This window comes from Bacteroides sp. A1C1, assembly GCF_004328515.1.
In the GTDB taxonomy this organism is placed as follows: Bacteria; Bacteroidota; Bacteroidia; order Bacteroidales; family Bacteroidaceae; genus Bacteroides; species Bacteroides uniformis.
In genome coordinates, this window is the sequence record NZ_CP036491.1 from 716245 (window position 1) to 742286 (window position 26042).

Genomic DNA, 26042 nt, shown 5'->3' on the forward strand with positions numbered 1-26042 from the left:
CTTTTTACAAGCATCCTTTTTCCGATTCTATTTATTTCTCTTTCTTATAATTCTCCAGTCCGGTCTGCAGAAATTCGATATACTTAGGTATATCTTCGTCGTAGGAGTAAGACTTGTTAAGCGGCTTACCTTCGTTGTCAATCAACACATAGAAGGGCTGCGCATTGGCACCGAACTTGACACGCTGCAGATAACTCCACTTGTCGCCTACGGTACGCAGCGTACGTTCCGTGCCGTTCTCCAAAATCTTCACGGGAGAAGGAAGCGGTGTCTTGTTGTCGACGTAAAGCGTGATAAGCACATAGTCGTTGTTGATAATGTCACTCACCTTAGGGTTTGTCCATACGGCAAGCTCCATCTTACGGCAGTTCACGCAACCATAACCGGTGAAGTCGAGCATCACGGGCTTGCCATGCTGACGGGCATACTCCATACCGAGGTCATAATCATCGAACTTGGCATGCACTTCATTATTGTAAAGATTGAAATCTTGCGTCTGCATGGGCGGCGCAAAAGCACTGACAGCTTTCAGCGGAGCTCCCCACAAGCCGGGAATCATATATACTGCAAATGCCAGTGAGGCCAACGCCATAAAGAAACGGGGCACACTAACCTTTGAATCGTCATCATCGTGCGGGAACTTGATTTTGCCCAGCAAGTAGAAACCAAGCAGTGCAAAAAGTACAATCCACAAAGCAAGGAACGTTTCACGGTCGAGGATGCGCCAACCGTAAGCTAAATCGGCTACCGAAAGGAACTTCAGGGCAAAAGCCAGCTCCAGGAAGCCAAGCGTCACCTTGATGATATTCATCCATCCACCGGATTTGGGCATGGACTTCAACCAGGACGGGAATAAGGCAAACAGCGTGAAAGGCAATGCCAATGCAATGGCAAAGCCCAGCATGCCAATAGCGGGAGCCACCACACTACCCGTCGTGGAAACCTGAACCAGCAGGAATCCGATAATAGGTCCCGTGCAGGAGAAAGATACCAGCGACAAGGTAAACGCCATCAAAAAGATACTGAGCAAACCACTTGTCGCCTCGGCTTTACTGTCTACAGCCGTACTCCATTTGGAGGGCAACGTTATTTCGAACGCTCCGAAGAAGGAAGCCGCAAACACAACCAGCATCAAGCAGAAAAGAATATTGAATACTGCATTCGTAGAGAGTGCGTTCAGTGCGCTGGCTCCGAAAATCAGCGTAATGGCCAGCCCGAGCGTCACATAAATCACTACGATGGAAGCACCATACGTCCATGCATCACGGATGCCTTTCTTCTTATCCTTGCTACGCTTCAGGAAGAAGCTGACAGTCATCGGGATGATGGGCCATACACAAGGGGTGAAGAGCGCTAACAGTCCGCCGGCAAATCCGGTAATAAAGATATAAATCCAAGACATATCTTCCTGCGAAGTGGTTTCGCCCAAAGATTGCAGTTCATTGATAACCGGTTTCCAAAAGTTCACCTTGTCCGTCACATTGATTTCCGTCGGTCCGTCCGCACCACCGACAACAGCCACAGAAACCATGTCGGTGGCAGCCTCCTGCTTTGCGGGCTGTTCTTCAACTTTCGTTTCAACCGTAGCTGCAGCAGCTTCTTTGGCAGCCCCTTCTGCCTCACCGGAGAATTGGAAAGGCACTTGTGTGGGCGGCAGACAATTTTCATCGTTGCAAGCGCCATACTCCAGATATCCTTCCAGCTGATAGGCACCACCCGTCAATTTTAGCTTCTGCACAAATTGGGCCGTATTTTCAAAATAGCGTACCTTCATTTCGAACAACTTATCGAAAGTAGAGATTTCCTTGCCTACAGGCTTCAGTTTGCCAGCCACTTCCGCTCCGGAGATTTTCTCCACATTGAAAGTCGCCGAGATAGGACCGCCATCGCCCAAGTCGGTGGAATAGACATGCCAGCCCTTGTCAATAGCAGCCGTAAAAACGACCTCCGCTTCATCGGCAGCCAAAGTCTTCAGCTCGGACTTGAACTTGACTGGGTCTTGTATCTGTGCCTGCACTGCCACAGCGAAAAGCAACAGAAATAAAGGGAACAACAATTTCTTCATGTTCTCTGATTTAATTTTTAATTTTTAATTTTCAGTTATCTCGTAGTCCACGCAGGCACGGCTCTCTTTCACAGCAGCGATAAGCTTGCCGGCAGCCACGTGGTCGGGATGGGTGGCATAGTATTTCACGTCATCCAACGTATCGAACTCACTGTAAAGAGCGATACTCCAAGCCTCGCCTGGATTGATATTCAGCCCGACTTCAATCTTGCGGATAACGGATATTTTAGCCGGAAGCGCTTCGATAGCTGCCTTGAAACTGTTCATTGCAGCCAACTTTTCGTCAGCCGGTGCCTCATCTTTTAACTTAAATAATACAATGTGCTTTACCATAACTTTGCCATTTAAATGATTTATCACTATATTTGTCAGCCTAAGCGGCTGTTTTAACAACTGCAAAAATACTGGTTTTGTTTCAAATATACACTTAAACGGATGTTAATAATAGGAATTGCAGGTGGAACCGGCTCAGGAAAGACCACCGTCGTACGTAAAATTATCGAAAGCCTACCGGCTGGTGAAGTGGTATTATTGCCACAAGACTCTTACTACAAGGACAGTAGCCATGTGCCCGTGGAAGAACGGCAGAACATCAACTTCGACCACCCCGACGCTTTTGAGTGGAGCCTTCTTTCCAGACATGTCGCCATGCTGCGCGAAGGAAAAAGCATAGAACAGCCCACCTACTCATACCTGACGTGTACACGCCAGCCCGAAACCATCCATATCGCCCCCCGGGAAGTCATCATCATAGAAGGTATCCTTGCCTTGTGCGACAAGAAACTGCGAAGCATGATGGACCTCAAGATATTTGTAGACGCTGACCCCGACGAACGCCTAATTCGTGTAATCCAGCGTGATGTAGTGGAACGCGGACGCACGGCAGAAGCCGTTATGGAACGCTATACACGTATACTAAAACCCATGCACCAGCAATTCATAGAGCCCTGCAAACGATATGCAGACCTCATTGTACCGGAAGGCGGAAACAACCAGGTAGCCATCGATATATTGACCATGTATATCAAGAAGCACTTGGGAAGTTAATTTGTAATGGAGAATTGATAATGGAGGATTAAGAACACACTAAATCTATGAGATATGAACAGTTTATTTTCTCTCGCCAAACATAAATCATCCATTATCAATTCTCCCGTCTCAATTATCTTACTGTTGTTGTGCTGTATCGCAGGATGCCGTGGAGGACATCCTGCCGAAAAAGAAGAAGCGGATGACCTGCAACAGATAAAGGACAGCGGAGAACTGGTTGTATTGACTCTGTACAGCTCCACTTCCTACTTCATCTACCGTGGCCAGGATATGGGATTCCAATATGAGCTAAGCGAGCAGTTTGCCAAGAGCCTGGGAGTAAAGCTGAGAATAGAGGTAGCCCGGAATGTGCACGAACTCATAGAGAAGTTATTAGCAGGCAAGGGAGACCTCATCGCCTACAACCTGCCTATCACTAAAGAATGGAAAGACAGTCTGCTTTATTGCGGTGAAGAGGTCATCACGCACCAAGTCATCGTGCAACGTAATAACGGACGTACCAAACCACTGAAAGACGTGACGGAACTCATCGGGAAAGATGTATATGTAAAGCCGGGAAAATATTATGAACGGCTGGTCAATCTGGACGAAGAGCTCGGAGGAGGTATCCACATCCATAAAGTGACCAACGACAGTATCAGTGCAGAAGACCTCATCACCCAAGTGGCACAAGGGAAAATCCCCTATACCGTAGCAGACAATGATGTGGCACAGCTTAATACGACCTATTACCCCAACCTGAATATCAGACTCTCCATCAGCTTTGACCAGCGTGCATCGTGGGCAGTCCGGAAAGACTGTCCGCAACTGGCAGCCGCCGCTAACAAATGGCATGAGGAGAATATGACTTCACCTGCCTATACGGCAAGTATGAAACGATATTTTGAAATCGGCAAGGCCATTCCCCACTCTCCTATCCTCTCCCTGCGCGAAGGAAAAATTTCCCATTACGATGATTTGTTCAAGAAATATGCTCCCAAGATAGACTGGGACTGGCGCCTGCTGGCGTCTCTGGCATATACTGAGTCCAACTTCGACTCCACTGCCGTATCCTGGGCCGGTGCCAGGGGGCTGATGCAACTGATGCCTGCCACAGCCAGGGCTATGGGGCTACCCGAAGGAAAGGAACAGAACCCTGAAGAGAGTATAAAGGCTGCCGTGAAATACATAGGCGCCACAGCCAAAAGTTTTTCCAAGATACCCCAGGAAGAACGCATCAACTTTGTGCTGGCATCTTATAATTCCGGAATCGGCCATGTGCTGGATGCCATGGCACTGGCCGAAAAATACGGCAAAAACAAATATGTCTGGCGTGATAATGTAGAAAACTTCATCCTGCTAAAAAGCAATGAGGAATACTTCACCGACCCCGTCTGCAAAAACGGCTATTTCCGTGGCATCGAAACTTATAACTTCGTAAGGGATATTACGTCACGTTTCGAGCAATACAAGAAGAAGATAAAGAATAAGGATTAGGGGTTAACGAATTGCGCATAATATTAGGAATATATGCCGCAGGAATGTTAATCCCTAATCCTTATTTTCCTTCCTTCTTAAAACAGATTCAGTTTGTTCTTTCTCGCTTCTTCCAGGGAAACGGTTGTTACTTGTTTCTCCCGGTTCTTCTCGCACAACTGCCGATACTTCTCATGCAGTTCTTCTTCCAGTTCCTCCTTTGTCTCAGGATTCATCAGTTTGGCTGCTACTGTAGCATTCTGTGAGGCGTCCTTCAGATGGATTACGGGAGCATGATAGACCGGAGCAATCTTTAGAGCAGTGTGAAGCGGTGAAGTCGTGGCACCACCTATCAGCAGAGGAATGTCCAGGCCTGCCTTTTCCAACTCAATGGCTACATGCACCATTTCATCCAGCGAAGGGGTTATCAAGCCACTCAATCCTATCATGTCTACCTTTTCCTCTATGGCATGCTGTACAATGGTTTCGGCAGGCACCATGACGCCAAGGTCCACTATATCGTACCCGTTGCAGGCCATTACTACCGAGACTATATTTTTTCCAATGTCGTGCACATCACCTTTTACCGTAGCCAACAACACCTTTCCGGCAGCAGTTGCACCTTCTTCTTTCTCCGACTCGATTATGGGCTGGAGGATGGCAACCGCTTTCTTCATGGTGCGTGCCGTCTTCACTACTTGCGGCAGGAACATTTTGCCTGCCCCAAACAAATCGCCTACATGATTCATGCCCGCCATCAACGGACCTTCAATGATAGAAACAGCTTTGGGATACAGCTTCAACGCTTCGGCAAGGTCTGCTTCCAGATAATCGCCGATACCCTTTGTCAAGGCGTACTTCAACCGCTCTTCCACAGAAGTCTCCTCTCTCCAGGCAAGTTGGGAATGGGCGGCAGCCTGCCGCTCTCCTCCGGAAGTTTTTGCCGCCTCTGCTTCCGCTTTCAAGCGTTCGGCAGTTTCTATCAAGCGCTCGGCAGCATCGGGACGACGGTTCAAGACCACATCCTCTATGCGCTCCAATATATCAGCGGGAATATCGGTGTAAAGAACGGAGGTAGCCGGATTGACGATACCCATATCCATGCCCTCGCGGATGGCATAGTAAAGGAATACGGCATGCATCGCCTCGCGAATGTAATTATTGCCGCGGAAAGAGAAGGAAAGGTTACTCACTCCTCCACTGACATGCGCACCGGGCAGATTCTTGCGTATCCATCCGGTGGCACGGATAAAGTCTACAGCATAATTGTTGTGCTCGTCCATACCGGTTGCCACGGCAAGTACATTCGGGTCGAAAATTATATCATGGGGATTGAAACCTGTCTTGTCCACCAAAAGACGGTATGCCCGTTCGCAGACCTCAATCTTACGTTCGTACGTGTCTGCCTGCCCTTTTTCATCAAAAGCCATCACCACGACTGCCGCACCATATTGCTTGATGGTACGCGCATGCTCCAGGAATTTATCTTCCCCCTCCTTCAAGGAGATGGAGTTGACGATGGACTTGCCTTGCAGGCATTTCAATCCGGCCACAATCACTTCCCACTTAGAGGAGTCTATCATGACGGGAACACGGGCAATCTCAGGTTCCGAAGCTATCAGATGGAGGAAAGTCGTCATCTCCGCTTGAGCATCCAGCAGTCCGTCGTCCATATTTATATCAATGACCTGCGCACCGTCTTCCACCTGCTGGCGAGCAATGCTGAGCGCCTCGTCATATTTCTTTTCATTAATCAGACGCAAGAATTTGCGCGAACCCGCCACATTGCAGCGTTCACCCACATTCACGAAGTTATTTTCCGGCTTCACTTCCAGAAGTTCAAGCCCGGAAAGCCAAAGATTTTCCGGTCTGGGAACCGGCTGATGGGGCGTTGCACCGGCAATCAGCGAGGAGTACTCGGCAATGTAGGCATCTGTCGTTCCGCAACAACCACCGATAATATTCACCAATCCCTCATGGATATACTCTTTTACTTCATGTGCCATATCGGCAGGAGTCTGGTCGTATGTGCCCAAGCTGTTGGGCAGTCCGGCGTTGGGATAAGCGCTGATATAATAAGGTGCACGGGCAGCAAGCTGCTCCAGGAAAGGTTTCAACTGGCGGGCACCAAAGGAGCAGTTCAGCCCAACGGAAAAAATATCGGCATGCTGCACGGAGGCGAGAAAAGCATCCAAAGTTTGTCCCGACAGAGTACGCCCTCCAATATCAGAAACAGTCACAGAGAGCATCAAGGGTACATGAACTCCTACAGTTTCCATCGCCTGCCCGGCGGCAAAAATAGCAGCCTTGGCATTCAGCGTATCAAAAATGGTTTCTATCAGCAAAGCATCCACACCACCTTCGAGCAACGCTTCCATCTGCTCACGGTAGGCATCGGCCAGTTCATCGTAGCTCAAGGCACGAAAGGCCGGATTGTTCACATCGGGACTCATGGAGCAGGTCTTGTTCGTCGGTCCTACGGAGCCTGCCACAAAACGGGGTTTGTCGGGAGTAAGAGAAGTAAACTCATCCGCCACTTCGCGTGCCAGACGCACTGCGGCAAGATTCATCTCACGCACATAGTCCTGCACATGATAATCGGCCATACTGATGCAGGTGGAACTGAATGTATTTGTTTCGATGATATCCGCACCTGCCGCCAGATACTTGCGGTGAATATCTTGTATCACATCAGGGCGTGTCAGACAAAGCAGGTCATTGTTACCTTTCATCTGTCCGGGAATCTGCGAGAAGCGTTCACCCCGAAAATCTTCCTCTGTCAAGTTGTATTGCTGTATCATAGTGCCCATTGCACCATCCAAAATAAGGATGCGCTCACGCACCAAACTACCAAGTTTACTCATATTATCTTTTAAACATACGCGCCATATCGCGTTTGTCATCTTTTTCCTTCAGTGATTCGCGCTTATCATATTGCTTCTTACCTTTGGCAAGTGCCACCACAAGTTTGGCCAGCCCTTTTTCATTGATAAACAAACGCACGGGAACAATGGTGAAACCAGGATCTTTCGTACCGCGCATCAGTTTTTCAAGTTCCTTCTTATTCAACAAAAGCTTGCGCTCCCTGCGTGCATTGTGATTGTTGTACGAACCATAGAAGTATTCGGCCACATGCATGTTCTTCACCCACAATTCGCCGTTGGCAAAGTAACAGAACGTATCGACCAAGCTTGCTTTCCCCAACCGGATGGACTTGATTTCTGTGCCCGTAAGCACAATGCCAGCCGTATAGGTGTCTGTCAGTTCGTAGTCGAACGTAGCACGCTTATTCTTTATATTTACAGGAGCTTGTTTCATAACATTTATCAGTTTAGCACTACCGTCAGCTTATTGAATATCCATTCAATGACCACCGGACAAGCTATTAACAAAATAGAAGACAGAATGGTGAAACGCAAACGGTATTTTTCTTCTATCTGCATCACCTTTTTGCTTCCTTCCCACACTACATATACAATATAGAATTGGAGCAACAGAGCCATAATGCCGAAATTCGGCAATATGCCGATAACAATCTTCAGCATGAATACCACAACCAGTGCATAACCTGCAAACTGTTGCGCCAAAGGGACATCACTGTCCAGCATAAACATGCGGACACGCAGCCCATTGATGAGATAGGCTGCCAAAAAATATCCTCCGAACAAGGATACAGCCACCGCACAGCATTGTGTCATGGCATATTGAAAGCTTTGCGGCCCATCCCATCCCATCTTCATCAAAGAACCGATGAAAACGGACAACCCGCATAAACCAATCATAGGATAGACAAAAGCAGCAAACACTTTTCGCCTATCCTCTAAACTAATTTCCTCCCAGGCACGAGCCGGAGAGGAAATCAGTAGTATTGCTATATGAAATAAATCTTTGTAATTCAATATCTTATTTTTCAGTTTCTCCCTTTGTAACAGTATACACTTCTTCCTTAGTTTGAGAATCGTCCAACTTCAGTGAATATGAATTTACTTTCGTAACAATTTCAATAGTAGTCGGATTTTCAGAAGTGGATGTCTGACGTTTGTAACGTTCAAAAACCTTTCTTAAATCATATACTTTATAGAACAATCCCAACCCATAATAACCGCCAGTATTTGCAGTCAATGTGTAAGATGTGCTATTAGTGGATGTCGAATCACCATTAGAATTATGGCCCAAATATAATCTTAAAGTTGTTCCATTATCCTCATTCGGGTAATACACTAACGTCAAAAAATGCCTTTTATTAGTAATATAATAATTTATCGGAAGTAGAAGCGTATGATCGTCATAGAAAAACTTAGGAGCATATTTTATACCACCAGCATCATATCCTAACGAAATGATAGCAGCATTATTGGATTTACTGATAGAATCATTTGCAGCGACTCCCTTTTGTTCAACTATTTCCACTGTATTATCTAATGATTCAATAGAGTACAATTCAACCCCCTTAACATCTTTCTCATCAGCAGGTATATCTACTTGAGTAGGATCCCAACGATAATATATCTGTGCTACCTTATCGCTCATATCAGACATTTTAAAGCCATTGGCCTCTAAAGCCGAAATTGAGGCAGATGTTGGAGTTATAGTTACACCGTTCTCACCTTTAAAAGAATAAACACCCATATAGTTCTGAACTTTAACCATACCCCCTCCATAATTGTAAGGGTCACTATCCGAATTCAAACACGAAGTAAACGAAATGCCCATCAACAATGTCAAGGCAACCACCAAGAATTTTAATTGTTTCATCTTTTTTTCTATAAATATTAGAGTTTGCAAATTTAGATAAAAGAATTGAGTAATATAGTACTCTCCTCGTTTTTTCATTGTTTTTAAGATTAAATGAAAGATTAATCTAAATACTGCATATCACAGTAACATTTAACATTTACATCAGTTAATCCACACCTACACAATCTTGGCAAACAGCTCCAAATGTTCATCCACATAGCCAGCAACCAAAGCTGTATATTCCTCCTCTTTTTCCAAAAATTCATCTTCCAGCTCATCGAAAGCCTCATATTGCTCGTACATTGCCATAAACTCCTCGTCTGTACGTTCACGTTCCAAGTCATCACGATGGCTATCGTATACTTTCTTGGCAGCATAAACCAACTTACTCAAATCGCCCACTCTCCACAAACGCATCACTTTGGCAAACGGATTGTCGAAAATATAACCGCCATAACCATTTTGAATCAGTTGGCAGAAGCCTCCCTCCATCACTTCATCACGGAATATCTGATAGGCCAACAATGAATGCTGTTCACCGGTAAGCAAAGGCATCGTCTCGGCAGTCATTTCTCCGCCTATTTCTTTTTTATAAGCATCGGTGAATACGCCAATAAACGCATCCATCCCTTCGCCGGCAGCCTGGCGCAATGCCACATCTGTAACTTCTATCATAGTCTGAATCTTATTTGTTTCTCATTGATTGAATCGGGTGGCAAAGGTAAGAAATGAATTGCGAAAAAAGGAATCATAAGGACCAATTCTGTTCTGCTGCAAGCAGATTCAGCATATCTAAGAGGAAAATGTCCAAAAACTAGCCGCATACTCCCTGAAAACTAAGTACGGAATCGGCACCTATTATTCTTACCACAGCTGTTGTAAGAAAACAACACAGCCGTTGTAAGAAAACGACACAGCTGTTGTAAGAAAGGAACACAAGTGTAGTAAGAATAATAAGTAGGGAGTTTGAGGACAGTTGCAGGCACTTTCCCAACAAATTAATCCTAAGTTCCGGCATAACATTTCAGCCGCAGGATGACAGCGGATAACGCAAACTCATTTTTCAAAATCTGCTTTCGGGCGTACAAAGCAAAAGTCTGAAAAACATCCGCCGAACTACAATTTCACATTATTATAGAAAAAAGTCAAATTGAACAGTTGGCAGAAACGGGGAAAACAACTAACTTTGCACCCGACTAATAAAAGTAGACTACGTTTTTTTTAAATTATATCACTTAAAAAAGAGCTAATTATGACTTATTCACACGAAGTGGAACACATGTGTGTTGTGAAGAAAGGTCCTAACCACGGACCGGCTCCTATTCCCGAAGAAGGTAAATGGGTAAAAGCTAAAGAAATTGTTGACATCTCTGGTCTGACACACGGCATCGGCTGGTGTGCTCCTCAGCAAGGTGCATGTAAATTAACCCTCAATGTAAAGGAAGGCGTTATCCAGGAAGCTTTGGTTGAGACTATCGGTTGCTCCGGTATGACTCACTCTGCTGCTATGGCATCAGAAATCCTCCCGGGAAAGACTATCCTCGAAGCATTGAACACTGACCTCGTTTGTGACGCTATCAACACAGCTATGCGCGAACTCTTCCTGCAAATCGTTTATGGTCGTACCCAATCTGCTTTCTCGGAAGGCGGTTTGATGATTGGAGCTGGCTTGGAAGACTTGGGCAAAGGTCTGCGCAGCCAGGTAGGCACATTGTACGGAACGTTGGCTAAGGGTTCTCGTTACCTGGAAATGGCAGAAGGTTACATCAAGACTATCGCTTTGGACAAGAACGACGAAATCTGCGGTTACGAATTTGTTCATCTGGGCAAGTTTATGGATGAAATCAAGAAAGGTACAGACGCCAATGAAGCATTGAAGAAAGTTACCGGTACATACGGCCGCTTCACTGAAGAGCAAGGTGCAGTTAAACACATTGACCCACGTCACGAATAATATAAGGAGGAAAGACATATGATTAGAGAAGTAAAATTTGAAAGCCAAGACCGTCGTATCAAGCAGATTCTTGCCGCATTGAACGCAAACGGTATCAAAGACATCGAAGAAGCCAATGCTATCTGCGAAGCTCATGGTCTCGATCCTTATAAGACTTGTGAAGAAACTCAGCCCATCTGTTTCGAAAATGCAAAATGGGCATACGTTGTAGGTTGCGCCATCGCCATTAAGAAGGGCTGCAAGAACGCTGCTGAAGCTGCTGAAGCTATCGGTATCGGTCTGCAGGCATTTTGTATTCCGGGTTCTGTAGCTGACGACCGCAAGGTTGGTATCGGTCATGGTAACTTGGCAGCCATGTTGCTGCGTGAAGAAACCAAGTGTTTCGCTTTCTTGGCAGGTCACGAGTCATTCGCTGCTGCCGAAGGTGCTATCAAGATTGCCGCTAAAGCCGACAAGGTACGTAAAGAACCTCTGCGTTGCATCCTGAACGGTCTCGGCAAGGACGCTGCACAGATTATCTCTCGTATCAACGGCTTTACATACGTTCAGACTCAATTCGATTACTATACAGGTGAACTGAAAGTAGTTCGTGAAATCGCATACAGCGACGGTCCCCGTGCCAAAGTAAAATGCTATGGTGCAGACGATGTTCGCGAAGGTGTGGCTATCATGTGGAAAGAGGGTGTGGATGTATCCATCACTGGTAACTCTACGAATCCGACCCGCTTCCAACACCCGGTTGCAGGTACTTATAAGAAAGAACGCGTATTGGCTGGTAAGCCGTACTTCTCAGTAGCATCTGGTGGTGGTACTGGTCGTACTCTGCATCCGGACAACATGGCTGCCGGACCGGCTTCTTACGGTATGACAGACACTATGGGTCGTATGCACTCAGACGCTCAATTCGCTGGTTCTTCATCAGTTCCTGCTCACGTGGAAATGATGGGATTCCTGGGTATCGGTAACAACCCGATGGTAGGATGTACAGTGGCTTGTGCCGTTGACGTGGCTACTGCTTTGAGCAAGTAATTTAAGTTACTTAATACAGATAAACTCCTGTAATCCTTGTGGTTGCAGGAGTTTTTTATTTGTGGTAACTTGACTTAGATAACAGATTGAAGCACCTTGCATCACTCATTATTTGGAGTGAATGAATGGTGAATCAGTAAGGAGATAACAAGATAAATCCTGCTTTATTTAAGTCCAAACAACTCATGTAAAGAGTAGCCAATTACCCCTCAAATCAAGCCATAAACAGGTTACTTTTGCAGCCGATTTGCAGCCGAATTTGCCATTCTTAAAAAACGGCTGCAAGAATTGGCATAATCAACTATAATACAATGCAATACACTCCATATAACATTTAATTTAAAATGGAGAAACATTGTACAATGGTTTACTTTTCATTAAGAGAAAGTAAGCAAAACAAGAAAGGTCTATCACCTATTGAGGTTTCAATCACCACTAACGGAAAGAGAATCTACTTTAGTACAGGTAAACACGTACCTGCTGCTGACTGGAACAAAGAGAAGCAAGCTGTAAAAGGCAAGAGTGAAGAAGCGCAGCTAATCAACGGTTATCTGATTCAACTACGGAATAAGATATATCAAAAAGAAATTGAGCTACTCCAAAAGGGTTATCTTATCACTGCTGAACTATTAAAAGAAGCTATCACAGATAAGGTGGAAGCTCTGAACGAGAAGACTTTATTGGATGTTCTGAACGAACATAATACAGAGCGCAAAGCAATGGTAGGTAAAACTGTTGCCCCTGCCACTTATTGGGTGTTTGAATATACAGGCAGATTATTCAAAGAGTTTATTCAGAAGAAATATGAGCGTAAGGACTTATATTTAAGAGAGATAAACTTGGGCTTCATTCAAGGATTCCATGCTTTCCTTTTAGGAGAGAAGAAGATGGGACAAAACTCCTGCACCAAACATTTAAAGTTCTTAAAGAAGTTGCTAAATTTAGCTGTCGCCAACTCTTATATATCCTACAATCCTGTAAATGCTTATAAAGTAGAACGCGAACCCGTAGAAGTGGATTTCTTGGATGAAGAAGAATTGAGGAAGATTATCAACTTTGATACTCCCCTACCAAGATTGGAACGAGCTAAAGATATGTTTCTCTTTGGGTGCTTCACAGGGCTTAGCTACATTGACATTAAGACCTTGACATCAGAACACTTTGAGAAAGATAACACTGGCAGAATATGGATTAAGAAACGTAGGGTTAAGACAGGGGTTCTATCACGCATTCCCCTACTCCCTATCGCCAAACTGATATTGGATAAGTACAAAGGTGGAGAGAAACTACTCCCTATTCAAGACCCTGCGGACATCAACAAATATCTAAAGGATATAGCTATACTCTGTGGAATCAATAAACGAATTTGCTTCCACACAAGTAGGCACACATTTGCAAGTACAGTTACTTTAGCCAATAACATATCTCTGGAAGTTGTTTCTAAGATGTTAGGACATACCAATACACGAATGACTGCCCATTATGCAAAGCTAATAGACAAGTGCATTGGTGAGCAGATGGATAAACTTATGGATACGTTTACAGGAGATTCTGATTACTAAAGCATATCCTACCCACAAATTCCCCACTTGTAGCAATGCAGGTGGGGATTATTTTTTAATTTTGCCTTAAACTAATAATTATGGAGAAGCTAAAGGAAGATTACATAAGCATTGACACTCGTTTGGAATACATGGAAACCATAGCCGTTAAATATGTTCCAGACGTAGATATAGACCCAGCCACAGGAGAAAGATACGTCTGCGGCACTACCGCCTTACCCCTATTCATAAGAAGATACAATCAGAATGAACTATATGGTAATTTCACATACGAAGATTATATAGCCAATGAGGACATACAGAATACATTGAAAGGTTTGGGAGTTGATATAGATAAGTTCTGGTTTCTACTTCTGTTCATCTTTGACTATACTTGTGGAACGTGCTTGGACGGAATGAAAGCTACAGGCATTGGAATAGAACAACTCATCAAATTCGCCAAAGCCATAGCTGACAACCATAAGGAGATTAACCAATTTGGAGTAAGTTTTAAAAAGCCTATTACCGTCTCTGTAAAGATTGAAGGCAAGCATCAGATAGTAATTGACAATGCCAATGCAATAGGTTACTTGGCTACTATCATTGCCAACAACCTAAAAGAGATAGAGGAACATCCTTGGATGCAGAGCCAACAAGTCAGCATAAGCACCCACGCAGAAGAAAAGGAATCCGTTCAGATATGGCTGTTCTATAAGATGTTCAATGACTTCTTCAATTTAGAGCCATATAACAAGCAGTTTAATATCAGACAGAAGAAAGGAAGCACCATATCACTTAGTAAGACATTGCTCATATCAAGGCTTATCTACTTCACTAAGCTATCTAAACATAGTAAATTCTCAGATGATGAAGATGTCCTAAAAGGTTACATCAAGCAATATAAAGACAAGAGAATTGATACTGCGAACAGCATATACTTCTAATAAACTTCTGATAATTAATACAATCCTGCTCCGTACCATTAAGAGGGTACATAAGAGCAGGACTTTTTTTCTCTCTTTTAATCCTGCCATTATATCCCATCTTTGCAGCGTCAAAACGATAACGGACGAGCTGACAATTAAGAGGGGAAGTAAAACCACTCATTAATTTCTCTCTTTTAATCAGCCCAGAAGCAAGTAGTTTTGCAGCGTAATCAGATAACTAAGTGTACATAGGTTTGACGGTTGCACAGAACATTATTAATCACAATTCAAAAGAAATAATTATGACAACTTCAAATGTTAATTCAGTAGAGATGGTAAATAATAGTGTAGAATCAAACAACGCAACTATGGGTAACATAGAAGAACTGACCAAGGTCTTTGAGAAAGAAGAGAAAGAACTGAACCGCCTTGTAAAAGGCAACAGAAACGAAGCTGTAATAGCGGCACAACAGAAAGTCGTTGATGAAGCCAAAACCCAAATGGAACAGGCTAAGGAGTTTGAAAGAATATCTAAGGAAAAAGCTGTCAACAGTTCTTTCACATTCTCAGTGATGGATGAAGAAACAGGCGTAAAAACTGAACAGCAGAAGAAAATAGCATTCGTCAAGAACAATCGCCCTATAAGTTCCAAGAAAGTGGACGGTTTTATAGCCTTGATAGCCGCCAATAAATATGACAAGGCTTTCCCCATTATCGTAATGGAAGCGTCCAAACTGATTGAAGCAGGTTATACTGTAACGGACATCAACGGAAAGGAACTGACTAAGGAAGAAGCCAAAGATTACTTCGTTATCCTTGATGGGCAGCATAGAAGTACAGCATTCGCCAAACTGATTGCAACAGGGAAATATCAGAATTTGATTCCAAATGTTCACGTTAGGGATATTGAGAATGTTGGTGAATACTTGGTTGATATTAATAATGTAGGCACCAGTTGGGATAAAAAAGACAGATTGGTTGTAGCTTCTTTGACTTCTAATGATGAACTGTTCCAAAATGTAGCAAAATTGCTAAACGAAGGGTTCAATCCAACCACTGCTATGCTGATTTACACAGGTAAAAGTCTATCTGACAAACAGGTAAACAATGTACTGCAAGGAGAAGGGTTTACATTCCCCAAAGATGCAAAGGTTGACATTGAAAGAGGGAACAAATTCATCAACCTATGTAAGGCGGCTAAGATGGATGTCTCTTTCATTACCAAACGTTACTTCATCAAAGGTTTCAACAGCCATGCCATATCAACAAGTGAAGAACAGGCATTCAAAGCTCTTGACAATCTGAAATACAAGAACTACAAAGAGGATAAGTGGAAAGAGATTAAATCAGAGAATGACTTCATTAAGATATTGAAAGAAGCTCTGGAAGCATAAGCCACCAATAGCAAAGCCCATGTGACAGGTGGGCTTAATTCTTAACCAACTAAATAATAAAACAATGAATCCATATATCATACAATCCAGTTCATATTTAAGCACTATCTACGAAGCAATAATTGCTAAGCAAGAAATACTAAGAGCTAAAATGCAGCAATACAATGATGTCAAGCTCTACTTGTTCAGTTTCATTCTTCCAGAATATAGTTCTAATGAATATATTGCAAATAGCCTCAAACTTTATAATGCGAATGAACTGTTCCCCATTATTATAACTTCCATTACATATAAGGAAGTTGATAATCCAAGAATAGCTTTCAAGAATGAGAATGGAATTATACACTTAGTCCTATGTTTTGAACATAACAAGGAAGATTGACAAGAAGCAGGGAAATGTGAGAGGTTTCCCTGCCTACTCAATACTTCTGAATTGTGGTCTTATCATTAGTTTCCCACTCATGGAATTACTATCTTTACAGTACTACAAGCAGATAATCCCACCACACAGATTGACGGACTTACAAACTATTCAGAATATCTAAAATGGAAGAATTTACTTATGAGCAGATAAGGGCTAAGGCTCTTAAACAGGGAGTAAAAGATAACAAGGTTCACATTGGATTGTGGGCTAATCTTAATAACTATCTAAAGACAAGGAGAAAGAAGAATGGAAAGGTTGCTACCTATTATATCTCATTGCAGAAGTTGGCTTATTAATTCACTGATATTTAAACTGATATGATAATTCATCTGCCAACAGGAAAGAAGTTTCACAACAGAAAGGAAGCCAAGATATACTTTGGAACTGCCTACTATTACAGGATGGAACGAGAGAAGAAAGATTTAATGTTTACCAATAATATTCAATCAGCTACTAATGAATATGAAGATACAATTAAAACACCTGCAAAACAGGACAAGTAACATTAGGCAGAATTATGCTACCATTAACAAGTCTATTGTAGATAAACTCAATCCACCCAATTTGTACAGGTTCTTCTGTCTGTCCTTATATAGAAACGACTATTATAAGGTCAGATGGAGAATCAAAGACTTAGCCAAACGAACTGGAGAGAAAGAGGACGCATTAAAGAACTTCAATAAGGATATAGAGGCAGTGCTGATTAGAAAGAGATATAGGGAAGCTATCAACCATCCTCTTATAGAATTTGTAATGAGGAGCATTTACTGCATTCCACCCATTGAACATCCCAACTTCATAACACTGTCCTACCTCTTTATGACAGTGGATTTGAATATTAAAGTGAAAGGATATCATATCAAGCTCCTATTAATAGCAGAGAACAACAAGATACTGCTTACTCCTAATAAGTTGGCTGACAAATTGGGAATGGTAAGAAGAATGTAGAGAGTTACAATCTGGAATTATATAGTGCAGGTTTGTTAAGATATATACCCAAAGGGATAGAGCTTACTCCCAATGAACTATTATTAGACAACAACATAGCCAAACAGCGCAAGGAGTGGAATCCAACCAACTCAAAAAACGTGGTTAAGATAGCTTTCAAGTCCAAATAACAGGCAAGTAGGATTTTTCGTACTGTTTATTAATATATTAAGAGATAGTACGAATAATCCCCACTCTGTCTTATTCTGACTTTAGAAGCATCTAAAGTTGAATTTCTACGATAAGGGTAAGCAGCCCTTATGAATGCTACTTCGTAATGACAATTTTAAACCATCAGAGTAATGCACAAGACACCCCTACCCACATAAACACCCCCTCATAGCTCTTAAATAAAAAGAATGCTTTAGAAATGCAGTCTGATAGTTGGCAGGAATAAGCATTCTTATTAATCCAAGAGCAGACACGATGCACTATTGCCATAGCTAACCAATAATTTACTAATGCTCCTCATTTCCTTTGAAAGAATCTTTAGGGAAAGACATAGGACAGCCTAAGATACAAGCGAAGAAATTCACTTGTGTTTTAGGTTTGTTCCTATTAAATCCATTCAATCAATAACCATTTAATTCAATTTCATTATGAGAGATTTAGTAATTATGCCAGCTATGGCACAGCGTAGAGAATCATTAAACATGGGTGAGTTTGCAGAAGAAGCAATCGTTGTGGAAGAAGTAGCAGCACCCAAGAGAGTAAACCATTTCATTGAAGCCAACACGCAGGAAGTAACCTTACAGCACTTACAGCAAGACTGCATCATTCCAAGTTTTGCATCAATGGAGGAAACCATAAGCCACCAATCCTTTATAGGTGCAGTAGTGGATGCAGCTAAGAATTACTTTCATGGAGAACAGTTTGATATGCCAGAGATTAGAATCTCACACCCTATCAATGGCAGAATACCAAGTGCATTAGGTAAGAAAGCATCTGAACTGACAGACGAAGAGAAAACTTTGTTCTATCAGAGAATGTGTTTCTGTTTTGAAATTCCATCCATTGTACATGATGAATACGGTAATCGTTTAGCGTTATCCATTGGTGGAGTGAGAGCATATAACGAGATTAACCTATACAGTAAGAAGGCTGTTGAGAGATTTAAAATCTTCACAGGCTTTCGTAATCGTGTGTGCTCAAATTTAATGCTTACTACTGACGGCTTGCAGGATAAGATAGAAGTCCTAAGCGTACAGGAACTATATGCAGCAGCATTGAATCTGTTCCATGCTTACAACCCATCCAAAGACCTGCATCTGTTAAGGACACTTGGGCAGATGTCAATCTCAACGAGTGAGTTCTGCCAGATAATAGGCAGGATGAGATTATATCAAGCTCTTACACCCAACCAACAGAAACGCTTACCTCGTCTATTGTTGGGAGACAGTCAAATTAATGCAGCTTGTAGAGCATTCGTTTCTGATGTGAATTTCAAGAGTACAGGGGACAGCATTACAGGCTGGCAGCTCTTAAACCTGCTCAATGGTTCTGTAAAGTCAAGTTACATTGATAACTTCTTGGAGAGGAATCTAAACTGTACAGAGTTTGTACAAGGCATTCAACGTGCCAAATTAGGAGATAATGAATACGCTTGGTTCTTGGGCTGAGTGGATTGTTGATTGAGAGAGGAAAGGGCAGCTGTTAGTTGTCCTTTCTTTATTTCTACCAACTTATTAAACATTGTACATTATGGATATAGATTATACTGTGGGAGAAGTGGAACTGTCCTACAAGCCCAAATTCAAGAAGCTGCATAAGGTAGTCAGTTCAGAGGATGCTTATAAATACTTGCTTCCTACATATAAGGAGGGTACAATCTGTTACAAAGAATATTTCAAAGTTCTGTTCCTAAACCAATCCAACCAAGTTTTAGGCTACATTCTTATATCAGAGGGAGGAATAACAGACACAACCGTAGATGTAAGAGTAATTCTACAAGCCGCATTGCTCACCAATTCAGTAGCTATCATTCTTGCACATAACCATCCAAGCGGTAATCTGAAACCAAGCAGGCAGGATATGGAGATTACTAAGCAGGTCAAAGAAGCTGCAAGACTTATGAGAATTACAGTAACAGACCACCTCATATTAACAGATGCAGGATATTACAGTTTTGCTGATGAAGGACAGTTATAGCGTATCATCTTGAAAAGGACATTCAATTTTTAAGTTGGGTGTCCTTACTTACATAAGCTGAATGTTCGTTCAGCATTTGTAACCAACTATTAATAATTGTGAATTATGAAGACATACATAGCATATCTAAGGCAATCCACCATGAAACAACAAATATCGGGTCTTGGTGTGGAAGCACAACGGGAGATTATACACAATCATGTGAAGCATAAACCCATACTTGCTGAATATATTGAAACGGAGAGTGGGAAGAAGTCTAACAGACCTCAACTTCTTGCAGCTTTGGCAATGTGCAGGAAAACCAACTCTATTCTGATTGTCGCTAAATTGGATAGACTGTCAAGAAATGTAGCGTTTACTTCCAAGCTGTTGGAAAGTGATGTTGAGATTGTGTTCTGCGACTTCCCACAAGCCAACAGATTAATTCTGCATATCATCAGCAGCATAGCCGAATATGAAGCAGGGCTGATTAGTCAGAGAACCAAGCAATCACTTCAAGCCAAAAAAGCAAGAGGTGTAAGGCTCGGTAAATCGGAGAACTTGATGAATAAATTTGAGCAAGCTGTTTAGCATAGTATCATTACCAATAAGGCTAAAGCTGATAACAATCCAAATAATATGAGAGCAATAGCGCTGTTACGGTCACTCACAATGCAAGGCAAATCATTATCTGAAATGACTTGTCTGTTAAATGAGCAAGGCTTCATTACATCTAAGGGATGCAAGTTTCAGATAACACAAGTCAAGAGATTACTTGTCAGAGCAGGGTTGATGTCGTGAAGTCACTTTGAAAGACAGGACAAATTTAGAACAAGGTCAGTCTTATATACCCCAATCCGAGTTTGTCCTACCCCTAAATTCAGTCGGAGAAACTGAGTTTAACTCTACAAATTCATGTGGGTAACAATTTCTAAAATTCACTTCTTATAAGGGGATTTATCATTTTGATACCCGCATGGATTTACAGAGTATGGATGCAAATCTTATTAAATATCCCGTTCAGACCATGTTTGAGAGCATGGAAGTTACTATTAATCCACACTTCATGCTTAGTGATTTAAAACCTTTCGCTATCTTTGCACCAATTCCAATAAACTAATGCGTTAGGGAGTTGGAAGGACATAGTTAACGAAAGGTGTTATTGAAATTATCTTCTACTGACAAATTCTCGCAAAATTTGAAATGGAGTGAAGATGATAGCAGTAGCACCCACACTTGGATATATACCTACCTCATAGTTGCGAGGTTTCTATATGCCCTTTGGTGTGGGTCGCTATTGTTTTATCTACTCCAAAGGCAATGCGAGAAGCCCGTCAGTAAGATAAAGCAAATAGTGTTCCCACATCTTTTTTATTTATGCTCATCTTTGGGAACAGATGAGCGCAAATATCCTAATTATGACTAAAATGCAATATAATGGGGAAGACCCCAAATTATCAGAATTCTTTGTTATCCTTATAGTTCTGGTAGTAATTGGAATAGCAGCATGGCTGTTCTCTTAATAATTGAAAGGCATACTATGAATAATATATTTGCCAGACTATTCTGTTCTAAGAATCATTCAACAAGTGATGAAGCATACAATATTGTTGAGAGCATGGCTAAAGCAAAACCGCTATACAAAGAGCTTATCAAACAAGCTCACCCAGACAAACACCCCAACAATAAAGATGTAGCAGAGGAACTAACAGCAATGATTAATAACAACAGATTCAATTACAGAGAACTCTTAAAGATTAAGGATTTAGTAAATGATAAATTAGTGTAATATGAATATTGTCGATTTCTTTAAAAACTTACTCAATTCTTTAGTAGGTACTTCATTGGAGCGAATGAAGTTGATAAATACGATGAATCAAACTTTCAAAGACAGCTATTGTTCTGGTGCATTAGATAGATTCTGCAAAGTCTCTATAACAGTTGGAGATACAAACTATGCGCATGAAATGAGTGCATTCTTTTTAAGAAGTGGGTTTAAAATCTCCATAGAGAACGATAATAATATAAAGGATTCTGAATTTAGAGATATATCTCAATACATATTATCAAACAAACCTTTCATAAGACAACTGATGACTTTAGGATTTGATACTCTTATCGTAACAGGTAAAACTTCAAGAAAGGGAATGCAATATTGTTTAAAAAGTTATACGCAATTAGGAGGTTTCTCATTAGAATAAATCATCATGTGGCATTCAGTTATAGACATTTACTCAATACATATCAGCAGACTATATGGCAGTTTGCATAATAAAGAACTTATTCAAGGATTAATAGCACAAACATTTACTATTGAGAGAAAAGATATTAGTAAATGGTACTCACCTCATAACAATATGCAGGAAACTCAAAGATTACACCTTGAACATAAGTTGCTTTTTACTAATGGAAAGATTGCGAGTTGTGACACAATAAGCTATCTAAATGGATTTCAATCAAGACTTTACACAAGAACATTTGAAGGCAGCAAAGTACATATTAAAGAATATATGCTTAAAGGATATATGAATCCACAGCCAGCTCCAACTCATGAAGGTTCTACTATTGAGAATATAACTCGTTATATTAAAGACACAGAAAAGGAAGGACAGTTAGCAGGCAGAACAATAGTATCTGATTGGGATGATAACGGTGTAAAGAAACAAGCTATCGTTAAATATAATCATTTAGGACATATAATCTTATATGACTCTTGGTGGAATGGCAAGAGAATAAAGAAAGAGTTTGAATATCAATACGACAATCATAATAATTGGGTAGAATGTAAAGAATATCATGATGGCAACTACGTGAACTTACATTTATGTCAATATAAGTACAAATGAGAGCGATTGAGAGAAAAGTTTACATATTACTAACTAAAGAACAATTTAATAATGAAAACTTTAAGATTAATTGGAATGACCTTGTTAATGGTCATGTTGGCTGTAAACTTTACAGCTTGTAGCGATGATGAAGAAGAACAGACAATCATTGACCAAGCCAACCTTATAGGTAAATGGCAGTCCACTTGGGAGAAGGTTCACAAAGTGGAGAATGGCAAGGAAGTTGTCACCTCTGATGAAGCCTACACCAATGGCTTATGGGAGTTCAAAGCTGACGGTACTTGCACAGAAGGCTATGCGGACGGTGGATATACAGAAACAAGTCGCTGGTCTTTGAAAGGCAATAAGCTGACTATCTCTTACGATGACGGTTATTCGGATGTCCTTACTATCAATGAGCTTACAGCTAATAAATTGGTTCTCGCCTTTGAGGATTGGGATAATACGGATGACGGTGGTTTAGAGTTAGACGATATTACTACGACCACCTACAAGAAGATTAACTAATTGCCAAACTAATTTAAGGTAGGGCAGCATTTGAGGGAACTCTTATGCTGCTTCTCTTTTATAGAATGTTCCACAACACCCCATTCGCAAGAATATAACAACCAAAGCATTGCTATTAAAAGAGGAATGATTACCTTTGTCTTAAACTCATAATCAAACAAATTATGGAATACATCAACGAATTTCACAAAGAATGGATAGAACGCACTCGTCAATCAATAGCCTCTTGGAGCAAGCGACCTGCATCGCCAAAAGAAGTAAGGAAGCAGCAGGAGAAACTGAATCAACAGAGGGCTATAAGAGAAGACAAACAGAAGAACTGATAAAGTTTGCCAATGACAATGGTCTATGGATTGACTTATCACACCTCAATATTACTTATATGGATAGAGGTGGTGAGAATGAAGTGTTCCATGATGGTAATGTGTCTGTTGTAAAATTAAATAACTTTGAGTACGCAGGGGATGATTTAGAGAACTTCTTCATCCGCATTGCTGCACATAACAAGTTCTTTGGCAATGTGCCTTATCAAATGATAGGCTTCGCTTATAACAGTCAGCAAGAATTTTGCGCAGTTCTCGTACAACCTTATATATTAGCTGAACGAGAAGCTACGGAAGACGAGATAGCTGCTTATATGCAAGCATTAGGCTTTGAAATGGACTATTACGACGAATACCATAATTCGGATTATGAAGTGTTTGATGCAGTTCCCAATAATGTACTTTATGGCATAGACGGAGATTTATACTTCATTGACACGCAAATTAGATTACGGTCTTAACTCCATTAGGAGTACTCTCATCTAAAGGGTAACGCATAGGCATTTGCCCATGATGCAGCCCTTTTTGATAATTCGTTCTTTTATTTACTAACAAGGAGTTTACCCATTGCTATTATAGCATTGATTAATAACAGCTTGCAAATACTTACAGGGATGCTGTGTCGCTGCTTCTTACGGTATGACAGACACTATGGGTCGTATGCACTCAGACGCTCAATTCGCTGGTTCTTCATCAGTTCCTGCTCACGTGGAAATGATGGGCTTCCTGGGTATCGGTAACAACCCGATGGTAGGATGTACAGTGGCTTGTGCCGTTGACGTGGCTACTGCTTTGAGCAAGTAATATAATACATTACTAATATATAAATCCCTGTAACTGTAATGGTTATGGGGATTTTTATTTTAGTTATACTGCAATGCTTATCCCCTATCTAATACTCATTTCCTTTTGTTATTCTTCTTATAATTAGCTGTGATTAGATAATGGAATTGAAGCAAATTATAGCTTAAATGGAGCTTGAATCTCTAAGGGTAAACGTGGCTGATTATCCTTAAAAGTAGGCTAAATTGAAGCGCTATTTGCGACCATATTGCGACCATTTTACCAAATCTTGACAAGTGGTCGCAAAATCAGCTATATTATTCTAATATACAGATAGATATATCAAATTTAAAGGACTTCCCTAATGTCTAATTTTAAATGATTAAACATTAGTGTCCCATTAAAATTGGGACGAATTAAAAATTAAACAAACTTGGCCCATTTGGTCCGAATCGTTCTTTGTCATTTTGAAATTTAGTTTTATTAAAGAGGTCTCTCAGATAAGTCTTATCAGTCAATGAGATGCTCAGTATTTGTAACACTTCATATGTACTTCTGTCCAGTTGCATATCGTGTTGAATGATTGCCACCAAACAGTAAGCGCATATAGCAGCATATATCTGTATTCGAACAGCATTCTCTGTAGTTCCCCAAAATCTTTTGATTTTAAGGTGCTGCTTGAGCCATTTGAAAAACAGCTCTACCTGCCAGCGATTTTTATAAAGTTCAGCAACTTGAAGCGCAGATATATGCATCGCATTGGTTATGAATATAAATTCTCGTTCTTGTTCTTCATCCCAATATTTAACCAGCCTAAGTGGCTCTGGGTAATATTGTTTAGGATAGAATCCTGTCAGAAGTACACTCGCGTCTGAAAGCACATTCTTAGGCAGCCTACGTTTCCATTGGATGGATTTGTACCCGAGATTCTTTTTGCTCTGACAACAAAGTAGGCTTCAATTTGATGAATTTTATACAGCATTTTGAAGTTGCTATAACCGCGGTCAAAGATGTAATAAGAGCTTGGTTCATAAGGAATTTCAATCATGACTTTAGAATCGTGTACGGATGCTTCCGTGATATGAAAGAATGCAAGAATCTGTGTTTCCACATCATATAATGTATGCACTTTAATACCACCTTTCTTTTTGCGGGATTTTGCCCACCAAAAGACTGAAAGGCACAGGTCAATAGTTGTCGAATCGAAAGCATAAACGTTACCGCCAAGTTTGAAAATATGATTAGCACACTTTTGTCGTGCTTCGCTAACTAGGTAGTAAGCATATTCTTCAAAGATGTGATAGTCTCTATCTTGATTTGCTCTTGCCAGCGATGACTTTGATACATTTTTACCCATTCCTAAATGATAACATTTGGAATGATGAGCTTCAAGAGCAACTCATTACTGTCCCATTAAAATCTAAAAGAGTTCTTTGAAATATTTGAAATTTAGTTAGTTACAGCTATTCTCCGAGCGAACGGACTTGAATTTGTAGCTTTGCATCAGATTAATCCGATGGCATATGTTCCAAGACAAATACGTTTTCGCTCAATTGGCTTCATTTCTGAATCGAAGTAAGTTTAACCGCATAGTCACCAAGTATGATGGCGATAAATATGTGAAGCACTTCACCTGCTGGAATCAACTACTTGCTTTGATATTTGGCCAACTTTCTAATCGTGAAAGTCTGCGAGATTTGATAGTTGCTCTCATGAGTGTACTATTAAAATGGGAACGTTATTAAAAATCGAATAAGCTTGGCTCATTCAAGTCTAATCAACCGTTCTTTGTCATATTGAAATTTAGTTTTGATGAAGAGGATTCTGAGGAGAGTTTTGCCTATCAAATGATATACTCGGAATTTGCAAAACTTAAAGAATATTTCTGTCGAGT

Annotated in this window: 24 protein-coding genes and 4 pseudogenes; 19 read left to right on the forward strand and 9 right to left on the reverse strand. The window is 41.3% G+C overall.

Features of this window, described 5'->3' with window-relative positions:
• Positions 1–31: 31 nt before the first annotated feature.
• Positions 32–2065: a cytochrome c biogenesis protein CcdA gene (locus EYA81_RS03200; RefSeq protein WP_131225357.1), complete on the reverse strand. Its 2034-nt coding sequence runs from the start codon at positions 2063–2065 to the stop codon at positions 32–34.
• 24 nt (positions 2066–2089) lie between these two features.
• Entirely contained in the window at positions 2090–2398 is a 309-nt protein-coding gene (locus tag EYA81_RS03205; protein WP_117601620.1) for a Dabb family protein, read from the reverse strand.
• A 102-nt stretch (positions 2399–2500) separates the two neighbouring features.
• Between EYA81_RS03205 and udk the strand changes: the two genes are divergently transcribed.
• The gene (gene udk, locus EYA81_RS03210) at positions 2501–3112 is read left to right on the forward strand and encodes a uridine kinase (RefSeq protein WP_022401974.1); all 612 of its coding nucleotides are present in this window, start codon (positions 2501–2503) and stop codon (positions 3110–3112) included.
• A 54-nt stretch (positions 3113–3166) separates the two neighbouring features.
• Positions 3167–4591 carry a transglycosylase SLT domain-containing protein gene (locus tag EYA81_RS03215; protein WP_174647043.1) on the forward strand — a complete coding sequence of 475 codons (1425 nt, stop codon included), beginning with the start codon at positions 3167–3169 and terminating at the stop codon, positions 4589–4591.
• A gap of 77 nt (positions 4592–4668) precedes the next feature.
• Here EYA81_RS03215 and metH read toward each other — a convergent pair whose 3' ends face one another.
• The 5 genes from metH to EYA81_RS03240 all read right to left on the reverse strand — a co-directional run bounded on the left by metH (position 4669) and on the right by EYA81_RS03240 (position 9982).
• Positions 4669–7434 carry a methionine synthase gene (gene metH, locus EYA81_RS03220; protein ID WP_131225358.1) on the reverse strand — a complete coding sequence of 922 codons (2766 nt, stop codon included), beginning with the start codon at positions 7432–7434 and terminating at the stop codon, positions 4669–4671.
• 1 nt (position 7435) lies between these two features.
• A complete protein-coding gene (gene smpB / locus EYA81_RS03225) occupies positions 7436–7888 on the reverse strand; it encodes an SsrA-binding protein (protein WP_005831836.1) in 453 nt (150 codons plus the stop codon).
• An 8-nt stretch (positions 7889–7896) separates the two neighbouring features.
• Positions 7897–8469 (reverse strand): Yip1 family protein, encoded by a 573-nt coding sequence (locus EYA81_RS03230; protein WP_117601624.1) that lies wholly within the window; start codon positions 8467–8469, stop codon positions 7897–7899.
• 4 nt (positions 8470–8473) lie between these two features.
• Complete coding sequence (locus EYA81_RS03235; RefSeq protein WP_117601625.1) at positions 8474–9403, reverse strand: hypothetical protein; 930 nt, start codon at positions 9401–9403, stop codon at positions 8474–8476.
• An 81-nt stretch (positions 9404–9484) separates the two neighbouring features.
• Positions 9485–9982 carry a DMP19 family protein gene (locus tag EYA81_RS03240; RefSeq protein WP_117964215.1) on the reverse strand — a complete coding sequence of 166 codons (498 nt, stop codon included), beginning with the start codon at positions 9980–9982 and terminating at the stop codon, positions 9485–9487.
• A 577-nt stretch (positions 9983–10559) separates the two neighbouring features.
• On the opposite strand from EYA81_RS03240, the gene EYA81_RS03245 reads away from it, so the two are divergent.
• From EYA81_RS03245 to EYA81_RS03335, 16 genes and pseudogenes are all read left to right on the forward strand, one after another.
• Entirely contained in the window at positions 10560–11261 is a 702-nt protein-coding gene (locus EYA81_RS03245; RefSeq protein ID WP_005831848.1) for an iron-sulfur cluster assembly scaffold protein, read from the forward strand.
• A gap of 18 nt (positions 11262–11279) precedes the next feature.
• Positions 11280–12290, forward strand: a complete 1011-nt coding sequence (locus tag EYA81_RS03250; protein ID WP_057089564.1) for a GGGtGRT protein — start codon at positions 11280–11282, stop codon at positions 12288–12290.
• A 344-nt stretch (positions 12291–12634) separates the two neighbouring features.
• On the forward strand, positions 12635–13852 hold the full coding sequence (locus tag EYA81_RS03255; protein WP_131225359.1) for a site-specific integrase: 1218 nt from the start codon (positions 12635–12637) through the stop codon (positions 13850–13852).
• 80 nt (positions 13853–13932) lie between these two features.
• Positions 13933–14775: a hypothetical protein gene (locus EYA81_RS03260; RefSeq protein ID WP_131225360.1), complete on the forward strand. Its 843-nt coding sequence runs from the start codon at positions 13933–13935 to the stop codon at positions 14773–14775.
• Positions 14776–15059: 284 nt separating this feature from the next.
• The gene (locus EYA81_RS03270) at positions 15060–16151 is read left to right on the forward strand and encodes a hypothetical protein (RefSeq protein WP_131225361.1); all 1092 of its coding nucleotides are present in this window, start codon (positions 15060–15062) and stop codon (positions 16149–16151) included.
• A 741-nt stretch (positions 16152–16892) separates the two neighbouring features.
• Positions 16893–17078, forward strand: a complete 186-nt coding sequence (locus EYA81_RS19420; RefSeq protein WP_025833433.1) for a hypothetical protein — start codon at positions 16893–16895, stop codon at positions 17076–17078.
• A pseudogene (locus EYA81_RS03285) lies at positions 17038–17693 on the forward strand (hypothetical protein). The gene EYA81_RS19420 and the pseudogene EYA81_RS03285 overlap by 41 nt, the downstream one beginning before the upstream one ends.
• A 468-nt stretch (positions 17694–18161) precedes the next feature.
• Positions 18162–19181, forward strand: coding sequence for a DUF3871 family protein (locus EYA81_RS03290; protein WP_165491352.1), 1020 nt, complete (start codon positions 18162–18164; stop codon positions 19179–19181).
• A gap of 82 nt (positions 19182–19263) precedes the next feature.
• Positions 19264–19710, forward strand: coding sequence for a RadC family protein (locus tag EYA81_RS03295; protein ID WP_131225362.1), 447 nt, complete (start codon positions 19264–19266; stop codon positions 19708–19710).
• A gap of 105 nt (positions 19711–19815) precedes the next feature.
• A pseudogene (locus tag EYA81_RS03300) lies at positions 19816–20490 on the forward strand (recombinase family protein).
• 739 nt (positions 20491–21229) lie between these two features.
• The gene (locus EYA81_RS03310) at positions 21230–21478 is read left to right on the forward strand and encodes a hypothetical protein (RefSeq protein WP_004310784.1); all 249 of its coding nucleotides are present in this window, start codon (positions 21230–21232) and stop codon (positions 21476–21478) included.
• A gap of 1 nt (position 21479) precedes the next feature.
• Positions 21480–21890 (forward strand): hypothetical protein, encoded by a 411-nt coding sequence (locus EYA81_RS03315; RefSeq protein WP_004310783.1) that lies wholly within the window; start codon positions 21480–21482, stop codon positions 21888–21890.
• Positions 21891–21896: 6 nt separating this feature from the next.
• Positions 21897–22535, forward strand: coding sequence for a hypothetical protein (locus tag EYA81_RS03320; protein ID WP_004310782.1), 639 nt, complete (start codon positions 21897–21899; stop codon positions 22533–22535).
• Between the two features lie 51 nt (positions 22536–22586).
• A complete protein-coding gene (locus EYA81_RS03325; protein ID WP_005923901.1) occupies positions 22587–23042 on the forward strand; it encodes a lipocalin family protein in 456 nt (151 codons plus the stop codon).
• Between the two features lie 193 nt (positions 23043–23235).
• Entirely contained in the window at positions 23236–23826 is a 591-nt protein-coding gene (locus EYA81_RS03330; RefSeq protein WP_118439126.1) for a hypothetical protein, read from the forward strand.
• A gap of 166 nt (positions 23827–23992) precedes the next feature.
• Positions 23993–24169: pseudogene (locus tag EYA81_RS03335) on the forward strand (GGGtGRT protein); the annotation flags it as partial.
• A 395-nt stretch (positions 24170–24564) separates the two neighbouring features.
• Here EYA81_RS03335 and EYA81_RS19870 read toward each other — a convergent pair.
• Together EYA81_RS19870 and EYA81_RS19875 are read right to left on the reverse strand one after the other, a co-directional pair.
• Positions 24565–25029, reverse strand: a complete 465-nt coding sequence (locus tag EYA81_RS19870) for a transposase (RefSeq protein WP_250646929.1) — start codon at positions 25027–25029, stop codon at positions 24565–24567.
• On the reverse strand, positions 25002–25505 hold the full coding sequence (locus EYA81_RS19875) for an IS4 family transposase (protein ID WP_370293328.1): 504 nt from the start codon (positions 25503–25505) through the stop codon (positions 25002–25004). The genes EYA81_RS19870 and EYA81_RS19875 overlap by 28 nt, the downstream gene beginning before the upstream one ends.
• 166 nt (positions 25506–25671) lie before the next feature.
• On the opposite strand from EYA81_RS19875, the pseudogene EYA81_RS03345 reads away from it, so the two are divergent.
• A pseudogene (locus EYA81_RS03345) lies at positions 25672–25860 on the forward strand (DUF4372 domain-containing protein); the annotation flags it as partial.
• Positions 25861–26042 lie beyond the last annotated feature (182 nt).